The 13,979-nt window shown below is 44.9% G+C and carries 12 protein-coding genes and 2 tRNA genes; 1 reads left to right on the forward strand and 13 read right to left on the reverse strand.

The window, feature by feature from the left end; genetic code table 11:
• Window positions 1-19 precede the first annotated feature (19 nt).
• The 12 genes from FG11_RS06820 to FG11_RS06875 form a co-directional block, all read right to left on the reverse strand.
• Window positions 20-1,651: an alpha-D-glucose phosphate-specific phosphoglucomutase gene (locus tag FG11_RS06820; protein WP_047533956.1), complete on the reverse strand. Its 1,632-nt coding sequence runs from the start codon at window positions 1,649-1,651 to the stop codon at window positions 20-22.
• Between the two features lie 272 nt (window positions 1,652-1,923).
• Window positions 1,924-3,612 (reverse strand): putative bifunctional diguanylate cyclase/phosphodiesterase, encoded by a 1,689-nt coding sequence (locus FG11_RS06825; RefSeq protein ID WP_235276354.1) that lies wholly within the window; start codon window positions 3,610-3,612, stop codon window positions 1,924-1,926.
• Window positions 3,613-4,360: 748 nt separating this feature from the next.
• Window positions 4,361-4,437: transfer RNA gene (locus FG11_RS06830), tRNA-Pro, on the reverse strand.
• Window positions 4,438-4,530: 93 nt separating this feature from the next.
• Complete coding sequence (locus FG11_RS06835) at window positions 4,531-4,935, reverse strand: MerR family transcriptional regulator (protein WP_025224527.1); 405 nt, start codon at window positions 4,933-4,935, stop codon at window positions 4,531-4,533.
• A gap of 17 nt (window positions 4,936-4,952) precedes the next feature.
• Complete coding sequence (locus tag FG11_RS06840) at window positions 4,953-5,249, reverse strand: integration host factor subunit alpha (RefSeq protein ID WP_020182329.1); 297 nt, start codon at window positions 5,247-5,249, stop codon at window positions 4,953-4,955.
• Between the two features lie 48 nt (window positions 5,250-5,297).
• Window positions 5,298-7,649, reverse strand: coding sequence for a phenylalanine--tRNA ligase subunit beta (pheT, locus tag FG11_RS06845; protein ID WP_047533958.1), 2,352 nt, complete (start codon window positions 7,647-7,649; stop codon window positions 5,298-5,300).
• A gap of 8 nt (window positions 7,650-7,657) precedes the next feature.
• Window positions 7,658-8,644, reverse strand: a complete 987-nt coding sequence (pheS, locus tag FG11_RS06850) for a phenylalanine--tRNA ligase subunit alpha (RefSeq protein WP_025224529.1) — start codon at window positions 8,642-8,644, stop codon at window positions 7,658-7,660.
• Window positions 8,645-8,758: 114 nt separating this feature from the next.
• A complete protein-coding gene (gene rplT, locus FG11_RS06855) occupies window positions 8,759-9,118 on the reverse strand; it encodes a 50S ribosomal protein L20 (protein ID WP_020182332.1) in 360 nt (119 codons plus the stop codon).
• 10 nt (window positions 9,119-9,128) lie between these two features.
• A complete protein-coding gene (gene rpmI, locus FG11_RS06860) occupies window positions 9,129-9,326 on the reverse strand; it encodes a 50S ribosomal protein L35 (RefSeq protein ID WP_019881750.1) in 198 nt (65 codons plus the stop codon).
• Between the two features lie 80 nt (window positions 9,327-9,406).
• Window positions 9,407-9,961, reverse strand: coding sequence for a translation initiation factor IF-3 (infC, locus tag FG11_RS06865; protein WP_081623261.1), 555 nt, complete (start codon window positions 9,959-9,961; stop codon window positions 9,407-9,409).
• Between the two features lie 37 nt (window positions 9,962-9,998).
• Complete coding sequence (gene thrS / locus FG11_RS06870; RefSeq protein ID WP_020182334.1) at window positions 9,999-11,906, reverse strand: threonine--tRNA ligase; 1,908 nt, start codon at window positions 11,904-11,906, stop codon at window positions 9,999-10,001.
• Window positions 11,907-11,983: 77 nt separating this feature from the next.
• Window positions 11,984-12,060, reverse strand: a tRNA-Val gene (locus FG11_RS06875).
• A 90-nt stretch (window positions 12,061-12,150) separates the two neighbouring features.
• Between FG11_RS06875 and FG11_RS06880 the strand changes: the two genes are divergently transcribed.
• Window positions 12,151-12,789, forward strand: coding sequence for a 2OG-Fe(II) oxygenase (locus FG11_RS06880; protein ID WP_047535897.1), 639 nt, complete (start codon window positions 12,151-12,153; stop codon window positions 12,787-12,789).
• Here FG11_RS06880 and FG11_RS06885 read toward each other — a convergent pair.
• The gene (locus FG11_RS06885; protein WP_235276355.1) at window positions 12,781-13,968 is read right to left on the reverse strand and encodes a lytic murein transglycosylase; all 1,188 of its coding nucleotides are present in this window, start codon (window positions 13,966-13,968) and stop codon (window positions 12,781-12,783) included. The two genes, FG11_RS06880 and FG11_RS06885, sit on opposite strands and share 9 nt — an antisense overlap.
• Between the last annotated feature and the right edge of the window lie 11 nt (window positions 13,969-13,979).

A 13,979-nucleotide genomic window follows, 5' to 3' on the forward strand; every position in this document is an offset into this window, starting at 1 on the left:
CTTGTTATTCTTCAGCCAACTAAGTAATCACCGTAGGTGCTGAGCGTCCAGTTTTTTCCACAAGCTGCGACAGCTTCAATGCCAACTGAATCATTTCCGCCAACGCCACCTGTGCATCTAAATGATGCTGATTGGTGTCTGATTCAAAAGCCTCAAGATAGATGCGGATGGTCGCGCCCTCTGTGCCAGTGCCGGACAATCTGAATATGATTCTTGAGCCACATTGGAATAAAACGCGTATGCCTTGTCCCCGGCTGACAGAATGATCGACCGGATCTTGATAACTAAAATCATCACAAGTAGCCACAGTATAGCGACCAAACGTTTGACCAACCAATGTCTCGAATTGCGCTTTCAAATGTGCCATGACTGCATTGGCTTGTTCAGTCGGAATGCCTTCATAATCATGGCGGGAATACACGTTACGGCCATATTCCGCCCAATGCGCTCTGACTATCGCCTCTACACTTTGTTTGCGCGCAGCAATAATATTCAGCCAGCACAACACCGCCCATAAGCCATCTTTTTCGCGCACATGATTAGAGCCGGTACCAAAACTCTCTTCACCGCATAGCGTTACCTTATCGGCATCCATTAAATTACCAAAGAACTTCCAACCGGTAGGTGTTTCATAACAGGCGATATGCATTTTTTTGGCAACGCGATCCACCGCCCCACTGGTTGGCATAGAGCGTGCAACACCCGCCAAACCAGCTTTGTAGGCGGGAATCAAATGCGCGTTGGCTGCAATAATCGCCAAACTATCAGAGGGGGTGACGAAGAACCCTTTGCCTAAAATCATATTACGATCACCATCCCCATCGGATGCTGCCGCAAAATCGGGCGGATTGGCCCCATAGACAATCTTAACCAACGCTTCGGCATACGTCAGATTTGGGTCAGGGTGACCACCACCAAACGTTTCTGAGACCTGACAGTTCATTAAGCTGCTGTCAGGTGCGCCTAATCTGTGTGCGAATATTTCCTGTGCATAAGGCCCTGTGACTGCATGCATGGCATCAAACTGCATGGTGAAGCCATTGGCAAACAATGTGCGTATTGCCGCAAAATCAAACATGCTTTCCATTAAATCGGCGTAATCACGTACTGGGTCAATCACTTCAACACTAAAGCCATCAAATGCTGTGAGCCCAATTTTATCCAGGTCGACTAATGGCAGATCGACTAATTGATATTGTAGGATGGCCTTTGAGATAGTAAAAATAGCCTCTGTGATTTTCTCAGGCGCAGGCCCGCCGTTGGGCGTATTGTATTTAATGCCAAAATCATCGTCTGGCCCAGCCGGGTTATGACTTGCAGACAGAATAATGCCGCCTAATGTTTGATATTTGCGAATCACATGCGACGCAGCAGGTGTAGATAAAATACCGCCTCTACCCACCAAGACCTTAGAGAACCCATTAGCAGCGGCCATTTTAATAATGGTTTGAATCGCTTGCGCATTGTAATAGCGCCCATCACCACCCAGCGTCAACACAGCACCTGTCGGGATGTCTAGCGAATCAAAAATACTTTGTACAAAATTTTCTAGATAATGCGCTTGTTGGAAAACTTTGACTTTTTTACGCAGACCGGATGTGCCCGGTTTTTGGTCTGGAAAAGGCGTGGTGCTGACAAGACTGACTTGCATGGAGATTCCTAAACTAAGCGATTAACAGAGGGTAGTTCATTAAGATGAACGGTTCAATAGAATATAAATCAAGTTCAGGCGAATCACAATTGCCAATATGGATATTTACACAACATGGATATTTACATAAAAGAAACAGATACAAAAAAACCAGCATATGGCTGGCTTGTGTGTTTTATTGCTTATATAAATTGGAAATCACCGTTATAGTTTAACAAACTAAACGGATGTCGATATGGCAATGAAACGATTTGCTGAGGATATCGTATCTTTTATCCGACTAATGCTTGCTCAAAACTTTCAATTGGGACTGGTTTACCAAATAAATAGCCTTGATAATTTGAGCAACCTTCCCTCAATAGTATTTGCCGTTGCCCTTCCGTTTCCACACCTTCAGCAATTACATTTAACTCCATTGTCTCAGCCATTGCAATAATCGTACGTACAATTGATTTATCTATTTCATCATTGGCGATATCCCGCACAAACGACTGATCAATTTTGATTTGTTCCAGCGGGAGCTTTTTAAGATATTGCAAAGAGGAATAACCGGTGCCAAAATCATCTAAAGAGAATCGCACACCTACTTTGCATAAAGTATTCATCGTATCAATGGCTTGGTCGACATCATGCAACAACAAGCCCTCTGTAAGCTCAAGTTTAAGCAGTGTCGGGTTTACATTAAAGCGTTGCAAAGCGAGCTTCACTTGATCCACAAAGTAGGATTGCGCAAATTGTTTGGCACTGACATTGATAGATAAACCTAGCTCACGCGTGTGAGGTTGCTGTTGCCAGTCGCGTAACTGAGCACAAGCAGTATTGATTACCCAATCGCCTATTGGCAATATCAAACCAGTTTCTTCACTCAGGGGGATAAAGTGGATGGGGGAAATCAATCCGCGTTCAGGATGTATCCATCGAATCAAGCCTTCTGCCCCCACCGCTTTACCTGATGCGTCTACCTGAACTTGGTAAAACAGTTTAAATTGCTCTTCTCTAATGGCTACCTGCAGTTCTTCTTCGAGTAAAGCTCTCGCATTAATCACTTCTTGCATGTGCGGGTCATAGAAGCGGATGGTATCTCCCCCTTCTTTTTTGGCTTGATACATCGCAATATTTGCCTGCTGCAACAACTCCTCAACCATCGATTCTTTGCGGTTAAACAGCGTCACACCAATACTTGAAGTACAGACATACGGATTTTGCTCAAGCTGGTAAGGCTTATTTAATTCAATGAGAATTTTATTGGATATCGCTCTCGCTTGGGCTGCTGCCTCAAGGTTACGCGTACTCAGTGCTTGCAGTAGGATGACAAAGTCATCGCCGCCTATGCGTGCCACCGTGTCAACTGCGCGCAAGCATGCCGCTATACGCTTGGCCACTTGCTCAAGCAGTAAATTGCCAGAATCATGCCCGATGGTGTCATTGAGTGTCTTGAAATTATCTAAGTCTAGGTAAAGCACTGCGCCCTCTTGGCCAGTTCGGAGGCTTGTGGATAAGGCTTGCTGAAGACGATCTACGAGTAGTTTTCTATTAGGCAGCTTTGTGAGCGGATCATAAAACGCCAGTTCATTCATCTCGCTCGTACGTTTTTCCTTTTCATCATTTTGAAACGCAAGCTCTTTGTTCGCTTCTATTAGCTCTGCAGCACGCTTGCTTTTTTCCTTACTTTGGAAAGCCAGCTCCTTATTAGCAACAATCAGTTCAGCGGCTCTTTTACTTTTTTCTTTGTTCTGAAAAGCTAACTCTTTGTTTGCAATCACCAGCTCGGCTGCGCGGTTTTCTTTTTCTTGATTTTGGTACGCAAGCTCGGTATTGGCTATCACTAGCTCTGCCGCCCGCTTTTCCTTTTCTGAATTCTCATAAGCCAACTCACCATTTGCAATTGCAAGTTCTGCCGCCCGCTTTTCTTTTTCTTCATTTTGAAGAGCGAGTGCTTTATTTGCGGCAACTAACGCCAAATTTGCTGCTTCAAGCGCGGAATATTTTAATTCTAATACTTGTACCGATGCACTCAATTTAGATCAGCCAAATGATAAAACAACTGACTTGGCGGTGTGCTATGTTTGAGATGAGTTGACTGGCAATGTGGGTAACGCACTCTAGTTAGCATGATAACTTTCTGTTTTTATTATTCGTTATTAAATTTAGACCGATATTATCAAGTATGCAGAATGAATATAGGCGCTACTGATACTAGGCTCATGACAGCCAAAATGCAATGCATGCAATTCAAATTGCTAAAATTATGTGTTTGTTTTGGGAGTTTTGCGCATATAGTCAGAAAGCTGTACGGCCTTCTGGGAGAATATTATGGTCTCTATCTGAAATACGCTGATTAATCTACAAATATACCTCTGCCTCAACCCAAGCAGGGTTACATACATCGATATTTACTGGTTTTAAAAGTGCCTTCCGTTAATCAATTAGCTATAGAACGTTCGGTTAGGCCTGCCTTATTACAGACCTCAGACTTGTGTATCAGTCGCAATGTTTGCGCACTCACTCATTGTCTCCTTAACACGACTTAAGCCATTGGTGGAAATAATTATGCGTTGCAAAAACGCTGCTTTTCACTGCTTTTAGAAGTAGGGCGGAGAGTGGTGATTTTGGATTCGAATTAGATGTTACGCTTTGATTCAAGCACCCCTATGAGCACCCCTAAAATAAAAAAACCACTCAGTGAGTGGCCTGTCTATTTGTTTCTATTGGTCGGGACGGTGTGATTCGAACACACGACCCCTTGCACCCCATGCAAGTACGCTACCAGGCTGCGCTACGCCCCGATCCTTACTGAAACTTCAGTGCAGGCATTATAAATCAAAATAGCCATACGCCGAATGTAGAATCAATAATTTTAACAAAAAGGGGAATAGAAATCAGGCGCGCAGCAACTGTATAACTTGGCGAATCTGCGCACGCACCTGCGTCAAATCAACAGCGTCAGCAAATGGCGCAGCCATAGATTGGGCTATCGCCACTACCGGAGCAGCGACTGGCGCTGCTTCAGTAGACTCTTGCCCATCTAAACGATTGCGTGCGCCACTGATGGTAAAGCCTTGCTCATATAACAGCTCACGAATCTTACGGATGAGCAACACTTCGTGATGTTGGTAATAACGACGATTACCACGACGTTTCACAGGTTTTAACTGTGTGAATTCTTGTTCCCAATAACGAAGCACATGTGGTTTGACACCACATAACTCACTCACTTCACCAATCGTAAAATAACGCTTGGCTGGGATAGGTGGCAATTGTACTTTGGGAGACTCTTCAACCATGTTTACTCACTTTTAAGTTATTGATTCGCGTAATGCTCTTCTACTTTAGTTTTTAACTTTTGGCTTGCGTGAAAGGTAACTACACGTCTTGCAGTAATCGGGATTTCTTCACCCGTTTTTGGGTTACGACCTGGACGTTCTGATTTTTTACGTAACTCAAAGTTACCAAAACCAGATAATTTCACACTATCGCCTGCTTCTAACGCGGTACGTACTTCTTCAAAAAACGCTTCTACCATGTCTTTAGCTTCACGTTTGTTGAGCCCAACTTGCTCAAACAACAAATCGGCTAAATCTGCTTTAGTTAATGTCATGAACTCCCCTAACTACTTTTTACTTAATTCTTGATGGACAGTCGGTACTTAATTACGTAACTCGGCACCAAATTGATTTTCGAGTATTTTTAACAACTCAGCCATTGCGGCTTCGGCTTCGGTGTCGACCAAAGTTTTATGAGTATCTTGTATAAGTACAAGAAATGCAAGGCTTTTTTTGTTTTCAGCGATACCTTTTCCTTGGTAAACATCAAACAATTGTATCTGTTGCAACAATGGAATTTGTGCCATTTTCACTGCATCGATAATGGCTTGCACTTGCACATTAGCATTCACGATCACCGCAATATCACGTCTCACCCCTAAAAACTTAGAGACTTCTTGGTATTGCGGGACAGAAGCATGTAATAACGCGTCCACATTCAGCTCAAACAAGAACGTTGCTTTAGGGAAATTGTAATCTTGCTGCCATTTGGGATGCAGTTTACCAAACCAACCTTGCGCTTTCCCATTGATATAAACACGCGCAGTTTGTCCCGGATGTAGCGCAGTGTGTGTCTCTACGCGATACTCTGCTTGCTGCTTAGTCAGTGCGTCTACCGTGGCTTTTACGTCATAGAAGTCTACTTCGCGCTTATCGGATGCCCATTGCTCAGGCTGAAAGTCGCCATAAAATAAACCAGCGAGTTTCTGCTGTTCAGCATAGCCCTGTGCAGCCGTGTGGTAGCTACTACCCACTTCAAACAACAAAGCACGGTCTTGTTTGCGATTCAGGTTATAACTCAATACATCTAGCAAACCGCCCCACAAACCACTGCGCATCACACTCATATTACTAGCAATCGGATTTTTCAACGGGATTGGCGACGCATTTCCGAGCAAATCACGCTCCCAAGCCTCATCCACAAAGCTATAGGTGACCACTTCTTGGTAGCCTTGCGATTGCATTGCATCACGCAAACTAGCCACATTTAAGCGACTTTCAGATTGCTCGAGCATCGCCAAATTGGCATGTGGCGTGATGGCCGGTATTTTGTCGTAGCCGTATAAACGGGCAATTTCTTCTATCAAGTCTTCTTCGCGTGCGATATCAAAGCGATAGCTTGGCGCTTGCACTAAAAACACATGGTCTTGCTCGGTAAATGTGAAGCCTAATTGCGTTAGCAACTTACCTACCGTTGCATAGGGAATATCAATGCCTAATACGGATTGTATACGGTCATAACGTAATGTGACTTGCTTACGTACTGGCAGTGTTGCAACCGATTGCGTGATTGGACCAGCTTGACCGCCACATATAGAAAGTACCAAATCCGTAGCGCGTGCCAATGCGTTGGCTGTATTACCAAAATCCACACCGCGCTCAAAGCGATAAGATGAATCCGTGCTCAGCCCAATGCGGCGGGCTTTGCCAGCGCTTGCATCTGGTGAAAAGAAAGCACTTTCTAAAAAGACAGCTGTGGTGACATCTGTCACTGAGGTAGGCTCGCCGCCCATAATACCAGCCAGTGCAATCGCACCGCTATTGTCAGCAATCACTAAATCATCCGCAGCCAATTGCACAGTATTGCCATTTAATAGTTGTAATGACTCACCCGCTTTTGCCAAACGTACATTCACATTGCCTTGCAACTTGTCCAAATCAAACGCGTGCATGGGTTGCCCCAGCTCTAACAACACATAATTAGTGATATCGACTAAAGCGCTGATGCTACGGATACCGCTACGCTCCAAGCGACGCACCACCCAATCTGGAGATTGTGCTTGTGCATTAACACCGGTGATGACACGTCCAAAATAAGCCGGACATGCCTCGGTTGCCTGTACTTGTACTGAAATACTTTTGTCTGTGGTGATTGCTGGGGGTTGAGTAGTCGGGACACTTAATGGCGCGCCCGTCATGGCCACTACATCTCGTGCAATACCCAGAATACTCAAACAATCTGCACGATTAGGTGTCAGCTTCAATGTAAAGAGCGTGTCGTTCAAATCCAAATAATCACGAATATCCTGACCTACTGGCGCATCGGCAGGCAATTCTAACAACCCTGTTGCTTCTGCTGCCAAGCCTAACTCTTTGGATGAACACATCATGCCAGATGATTCCACACCGCGCACTTTAGCTTGCTTGATGGAAATACCAGGTAATTCCGCACCCACCAATGCACAAGGCGCTTTGAGGCCAACACGCGCATTAGCTGCACCGCAGACAATTTGTAACGTTTCTTGGCCAATTTTTACCTGACACACTTGTAAACGATCCGCATCGGGATGTTTAACGGCAGACACAATCTCACCCACCACAATTTTCTCAAAAGCAGGCGCAACAGGGGTGAGCTCTTCTACCTCAAGCCCAGTCATCGTCAGCGCATGGCTTAATGCTTGCGTATCCATCTCTGGATTAACAAATGTACGTAACCAATTTTCTGAAAATTGCATAAGAAACTTTACTTAATAAATTGCTGCAAAAAGCGCAAATCGTTGTTAAAAAAGTGACGCAGATCGTTGACACCGTAACGCAGCATAGCTAAGCGTTCTACGCCTAAGCCAAATGCAAAGCCACGGTATTGCTCACTATCAATATTCACATGCTTGAATACTTCCGGGTGCACCATGCCACAGCCGCCAATTTCCAACCAGCCGCCATTCCAACTCATGTCCATCTCCGCAGAAGGTTCTGTGAATGGGAAAAAAGAAGGCCTGAAACGCACGGTCAAATCATCGCGCTCAAAGAATTTTTGCAGGAAATCCTGCACCACACCTTTTAAATTGGCAAAGCTGATATGTTCATCCACCCACAAGCCTTCTACTTGGTGAAACATCGGTGAGTGCGTAGCATCGGAATCCACACGATATACACGTCCCGGCGCAATGATTTTCAACGGAGGCTGTTTGTTTTGCATGTAATGTACTTGCACGGGTGAGGTGTGCGTACGCAATACATGCGATTCATCCACATAAAAAGTGTCGTGCATGGCGCGCGCAGGATGATTTTCCGGAATATTCAGTGCGGTAAAGTTGTAAAAGTCAGTTTCGATTTCCGGACCATTTGCGACATCAAACCCAATGGAATGAAACAACTGCTCAATACGTTGTAACGTTAAGGTAACTGGATGCAATCCACCACGCGATTGTGTGCGTGCCGGCAAGGTAATGTCCAATGATTCACTGGCCAATTGTTGCGCTTGCGCAGCTTCAAGAATCGCTTCTCTACGTGCATTCAGCGCTTGTTCAATGGCTTGTTTGACTACATTGATTGCAGCTCCAGCCGCTGGACGCTCTTCAGCGCTCAATTTGCCTAGGCCCTTGAGCGCATCTGTGAGCAACCCTGTTTTACCTAAATACTTTGCTTTTGCATTCTCAAGCGCAGGTAATGCATCACATGCAATAAAATCTGTTTGCGCTTCTGCGATTAGATGATTTAAATCTGACATGTTTGCGTTTGCACTCAATCAAAAAATTTATCGGTCAAAAAAATTCATGCTATAGCACTTAATCTTTGCATGAATAAAAAAAGAGGCCGCAGCCTCTTTTTTTAATTGGTTTGTTTAGGCGCTTAAACCAGTTTTTGCCAATTCAACAAACTTTGCAAATGCAGCCTTATCAAATACAGCTAAGTCAGCGAGTACTTTACGATCCACCTCAATAGAAGCCTTTTTCAAGCCATTCATGAAGCGGCTGTAAGTTAAACCTAACTCACGTGCACCTGCGTTGATACGCGCAATCCACAATGTACGGAATTGACGTTTTTTCTGACGACGGTCACGGTAAGCATATTGGCCAGCTTTCATTACCGCTTGCTTAGCAATACGGTATACGTTTTTACGGCGGCCACGATAGCCTTTGGCTGCTTTTAATACTTTTTTATGTCTTGCGCGAGCGATGACACCACGTTTTACTCTAGGCATATCAGTCTCCTTATTGTGTTGGCATCATTGCGCGAACGCGTTTGACGTCAGTTGCTGAGATGATAGAAGTGCCACGTAATTTACGTTTTTGCTTCGTCGTTTTTTTCGTCAAAATATGACGTAGGTGGGAGTGAGTACGTTTTACTTTACCGTTCCCTAAGAACTTAAAGCGCTTTTTGGCGCTGCTCTTGGTTTTCATCTTTGGCATTTTTTTCTCCTTGAGAGTTGAATAAAGAGTGCTTGGGCATGCCTTTTCGCCGTATCACTCATAAAAAACTTGTTTGTTACTTATTCGGCTTTGTCCGATTTTTTTACAGGTAATTTTTTCGCCGGAGCCAATACCATCACCATTTGACGGCCTTCCATTTTCGGAAACTGCTCTACTACCGCATGCTCCTGTAAATCTGCCTCAACACGTTTTAATAGCGCCAGACCAAACTCTTGGTGCGTAATCTCGCGACCTCTAAAACGCAATGTAATCTTTGCTTTATCGCCCTCTCCCAAAAAGCGGATGATATTACGTACTTTGATGTTGTAGTCACCATCGTCAGTACCTGGACGAAACTTCACTTCTTTAATTTGTACTTGTTTTTGCTTTAGTTTTTGCTCATGCTGGCGTTTGCTTTCGGCATATTTAAACTTGCCGTAATCCATCAACCTACATACAGGTGGCGAAGCGTTCGGTGCAATTTCAACCAAATCAATATCCGCCTCTTCTGCCTTGGCAAAAGCTTCTCTCAAGCTCACAATACCAAGTGGTTCACCATCCACACCAATCAAACGTATTTCGGGCGCTGTAATATCACCGTTAATGCGCGTTTCTTTATCCTGAGCTATAACTATCCCCTAAACAAATAAATTAAGCCGTGTTCCAGACAATTTAAACCTTGGCTGCTATCTCTGTCTTGATGCGTTCAATAAACGCTTCCAGAGACATTGAACCCAAGTCTTCACCTTTTCTGGTTCTCACGGCTACATGACCATTTTGCATTTCACGCTCACCCGCTACAAGCAAGTAAGGCATCTTTTGCAAACTATGTTCGCGTATTTTATAGGTAATCTTCTCATTTCTCAAGTCAAAATCGCATCGAATGCCATTTTTCTTTAAGATTTCAACTACTTGGCGAATATAATCGGCTTGACCATCTGAAATATTGAGTACCATGGCCTGCACTGGCGCCAACCAAGTTGGCATTGCACCCGCATAGTTTTCGATCAAGATACCTAAGAAACGCTCCATAGAGCCAACAATTGCGCGGTGTAACATAATTGGGCGCTTGCGTGTATTGTCTTCCGCCACGTATTCAGCACCTAAACGCTCTGGTAAGTTCGGGTCTAATTGAATCGTGCCGCATTGCCACAGGCGACCCAGTGAGTCTTTCAGTGTAAATTCGATTTTTGGACCATAGAAGGCACCTTCACCTGGCTGATACTCAAACTCTAAGCCATTGATTTTAAGCGCGTTAGCAAGCGAAGTTTCTGCCCTATCCCATTCCTCATCGGTTCCGATGCGTTTTTCTGGACGCGTAGATAACTTGACCAACACATCTTTGAAGCCAAAATCGTTATACACCTGATATAGCATTTTGATAAAGCTCGCGACCTCAGATTCCACTTGCTCTTCGGTACAGAAAATGTGCGCATCATCTTGTGTAAAACCACGCACGCGCATCAAGCCGTGTAACGAACCTGATGGCTCATTACGGTGACATGAACCAAACTCTGCCAAGCGCAAAGGCAAATCACGATAGCTATGTAAGCTGCTATTAAAAATTTGAATATGGCCAGGGCAGTTCATCGGCTTGACCGCATAATCGCGACTTTCTGATGACGTCACAAACATATTGTCGCGGTAATTCTGCCAGTGACCGGACTTTTCCCACAGGGTGCGATCCATCACAGTAGGCGTACGCACCTCTTGGTAGTCATGACTACGAAACATGTCACGCATGTATTGTTCGACTTCCTGCCAAATACTCCAGCCACGCGGATGCCAGAACACCATGCCTGGCGCATCGTCTTGCATATGAAAGTAATCGAGTTGCTTACCGAGTTTACGGTGATCGCGCTTTTCTGCTTCCTCCAATTGGAACAGGTACGCATCCAACTCTTCCTTGTTGCGCCAAGCTGTGCCGTACACACGTTGCAGCATTTCGTTATTGCTATCACCACGCCAATAGGCGCCGGCCAACTTCATCAGCTTAAACGCTTTTAACTTACCAGTATTGGGCACATGCGGGCCGCGGCATAAATCGGTAAAGCCACCTTCAGAATATAAGGAGACATCTTCACCCGCAGGGATAGAAGCAATAATCTCTGCTTTGTAATGCTCACCAATCGATTTAAAGTAGGCAACGGCCTCGTCACGCGGCAGCACTTTACGTGTGACTGGCTCGTCTTTTTTCGCCAGCTCTACCATTTTCTTTTCGATTGCCACTAAGTCTTCCGGCGTAAACGGACGCTTATAGCTGAAATCATAATAGAAGCCATTGTCAATCACCGGCCCAATCGTCACTTGCGCATCTGGAAACAGCTCTTTAACTGCGTAAGCCAATAAATGCGCAGTTGAGTGCCGAATGACTTCCAAGCCTTCAGGATTTTTGTCTGTAATGATGGCCAAATCAACATCTTGCTCAATCAGATAGCTGGTATCGACTACTTTCTCACCCACTTTGCCAGCAAGTGCTGCTTTGGCCAAACCCGCACCAATATTCATGGCGACTTCAGCGACCGTTACAGGCTGATCAAACTGTCTTACAGAACCATCTGGCAATCGAATATTAGGCATAACACGTCCGAAATCTATCTGAATAAAAAGCAAAAACAATAAAAGCCGTTAATTATAACGGCTTTTATAAGTTAATTTGGTAGGCAGTAGCAGATTCGAACTGCTGACCTCTTGGATGTCGACCAAGCGCTCTAACCAACTGAGCTAACCGCCTAATACTAGACTAAATTCTTAATTGCTTAAGAGGTGCGAATTCTAGCCGATTATGCACGTTGGCGCAAACCCAGCCTGCTATAATTTTGCAATGCAGACGAAAATACTTTCAACGACAGATGACGACAAGATTGTCACTACATTAGCAGAACAAGGCTATGTCGTTATTGACGATTATCTACCTGCGCACACCATTTTTGCGTTAGCAGAAGTAGCTCGAACTAAGCTATCCAATCAAGAAATGGCGCATGCACGCACAGGAAAACAAGCGGAAACACGCCAACATATCAGAGGCGACCATATTTGTTGGTTAGATGAAAATAGCCCAGATATTGCCATTCAGCAATATTTTGTGCATATGCAGCATTTAAAACAGCTGCTCAACCAACAGCTATTTATAGGGTTGGCGTCATTAGAAACGCATTTGGCCATTTATCCAGTTGGCGCTGTGTACCAAAAGCATCTTGATCAATTTAATGCGGGTGGCTCTGCACAGCTCAACACCCGCAAAATCAGTTCTATCTTATATTTAAATCAAGACTGGCAGCCTAAGCATGGCGGCGAATTAAGACTGCACCTTGATAATGAAGAGTGGATAGATATTTTGCCAATTGGCGGGCGACTGGTGTTATTTTTATCGGCTGATTTTTGGCATGAAGTGCTGCCTGCGCATCGTGAACGCCTAAGCTTAACTGGTTGGTTTAGAACACGCGAACCACAATTACTTTAATGACTCGATTAGACGCACATACAAACTGGGGCTAGCATAACCATCTTGAGGTAAGCCATGTGCGGATTGATACATGCGAATGGCCTCTTGCGTTTTTAAACCGGGGAAACCATCTGGCGGCCCACTAGGAAACCCCAGTTCATTCAATTTGCCTTGCAATGCCCACATTTCGTTAAAACTTAACGCACCCAACTCAACATCATCTTCCACCGCAATATCGGCCACCCCCACCAACTGCTCTGACAAATAGGCAACTGCCAACGCATAGTTCACGGAACGGTTCCAGTCCATCACCACATCAAAATTGCTGAATACCATCAATGCCGGACCACGCCAGCCTTGCGGTAATAAGATGGCCGCATTTTCAAGATTACGAATATGCGCAGGCACGTATACGCCTAACGCTTTCCAAGCGTCCACATGCTGGCGGTAGTTAAGCTTTGCTAACCGATAATCAAAATCGGCAGGCAGATCCACTTGCACCATAATAGGCTCATCACCACGCCACCCCGCTTTGGCCAGATAATTGGCTGCGGAGTACATGGCATCTGGTAACGATTGCCAAATATCCACGCGACCATCGTGATTCGCGTCCACGCCATGTGCAATCAACGTAGAGGGCATAAACTGCATATGCCCCATCGCGCCAGCCCACGAACCTTGAATACGCACAGATGTTGACGCATGACGCGCATCAGCTATGCGCATTAAATTGAATAGCTCGTTACGAAAAAACACTGCACGCCGCCCTTCATACGCCAATGTCATTAAAGCAGAGGCCAAATCAAAATCACCTTGCATCTTGCCATAGTGTGTTTCCATGCCCCAAAACGCAACGAGCACTTGCTTAGGTACGCCATAGCTGGACTCCACTTCTGCCAATAACGGTTGATGCTGGGTCAATAAATAACGTCCGCGCTCAACCAAACTTGTGTTCACGCGGCGATTTAAATAATCCAAAAAGGTAGAGATAAATTCAGGTTGAGAACGATCCAATTGAATGACACGTGGCAACAGTTTGGCATGCTTAAAAGTGGCATCCACGGTTTTTTTAGAGATGCCCTCACGCACTGCATCCGCCTTTAGCTCTTGCAGCCACTCCGTAAAAGTTTGTTGTGTGTCTGCCTGCGCAACAGTTACACATAGACTCAAGACAGTGATGATAAATAGATGTCGCATTGACTAGAGTA

Source organism: Methylotenera sp. N17, from assembly GCF_000799155.1.
GTDB lineage: Bacteria > Pseudomonadota > Gammaproteobacteria > Burkholderiales > Methylophilaceae > Methylophilus.

What these genes read in the sequence shown, in the direction of transcription:
- FG11_RS06820 (WP_047533956.1), bottom strand. Translation starts at nt 1,651, where the DNA reads ATGCAAGTCAGTCTTGTCAGCACCACGCCTTTTCCAGACCAAAAACCG.
- FG11_RS06835 (WP_025224527.1), bottom strand. Translation starts at nt 4,935, where the DNA reads ATGGTTGAAGAGTCTCCCAAAGTACAATTGCCACCTATCCCAGCCAAG.
- FG11_RS06840 (WP_020182329.1), bottom strand. Translation starts at nt 5,249, where the DNA reads ATGACATTAACTAAAGCAGATTTAGCCGATTTGTTGTTTGAGCAAGTT.
- pheT (WP_047533958.1), bottom strand. Translation starts at nt 7,649, where the DNA reads ATGCAATTTTCAGAAAATTGGTTACGTACATTTGTTAATCCAGAGATG.
- pheS (WP_025224529.1), bottom strand. Translation starts at nt 8,644, where the DNA reads ATGTCAGATTTAAATCATCTAATCGCAGAAGCGCAAACAGATTTTATT.
- rplT (WP_020182332.1), bottom strand. Translation starts at nt 9,118, where the DNA reads ATGCCTAGAGTAAAACGTGGTGTCATCGCTCGCGCAAGACATAAAAAA.
- rpmI (WP_019881750.1), bottom strand. Translation starts at nt 9,326, where the DNA reads ATGCCAAAGATGAAAACCAAGAGCAGCGCCAAAAAGCGCTTTAAGTTC.
- thrS (WP_020182334.1), bottom strand. Translation starts at nt 11,906, where the DNA reads ATGCCTAATATTCGATTGCCAGATGGTTCTGTAAGACAGTTTGATCAG.
- FG11_RS06880 (WP_047535897.1), top strand. Translation starts at nt 12,151, where the DNA reads ATGCAGACGAAAATACTTTCAACGACAGATGACGACAAGATTGTCACT.
- FG11_RS06885 (WP_235276355.1), bottom strand. Translation starts at nt 13,968, where the DNA reads ATGCGACATCTATTTATCATCACTGTCTTGAGTCTATGTGTAACTGTT.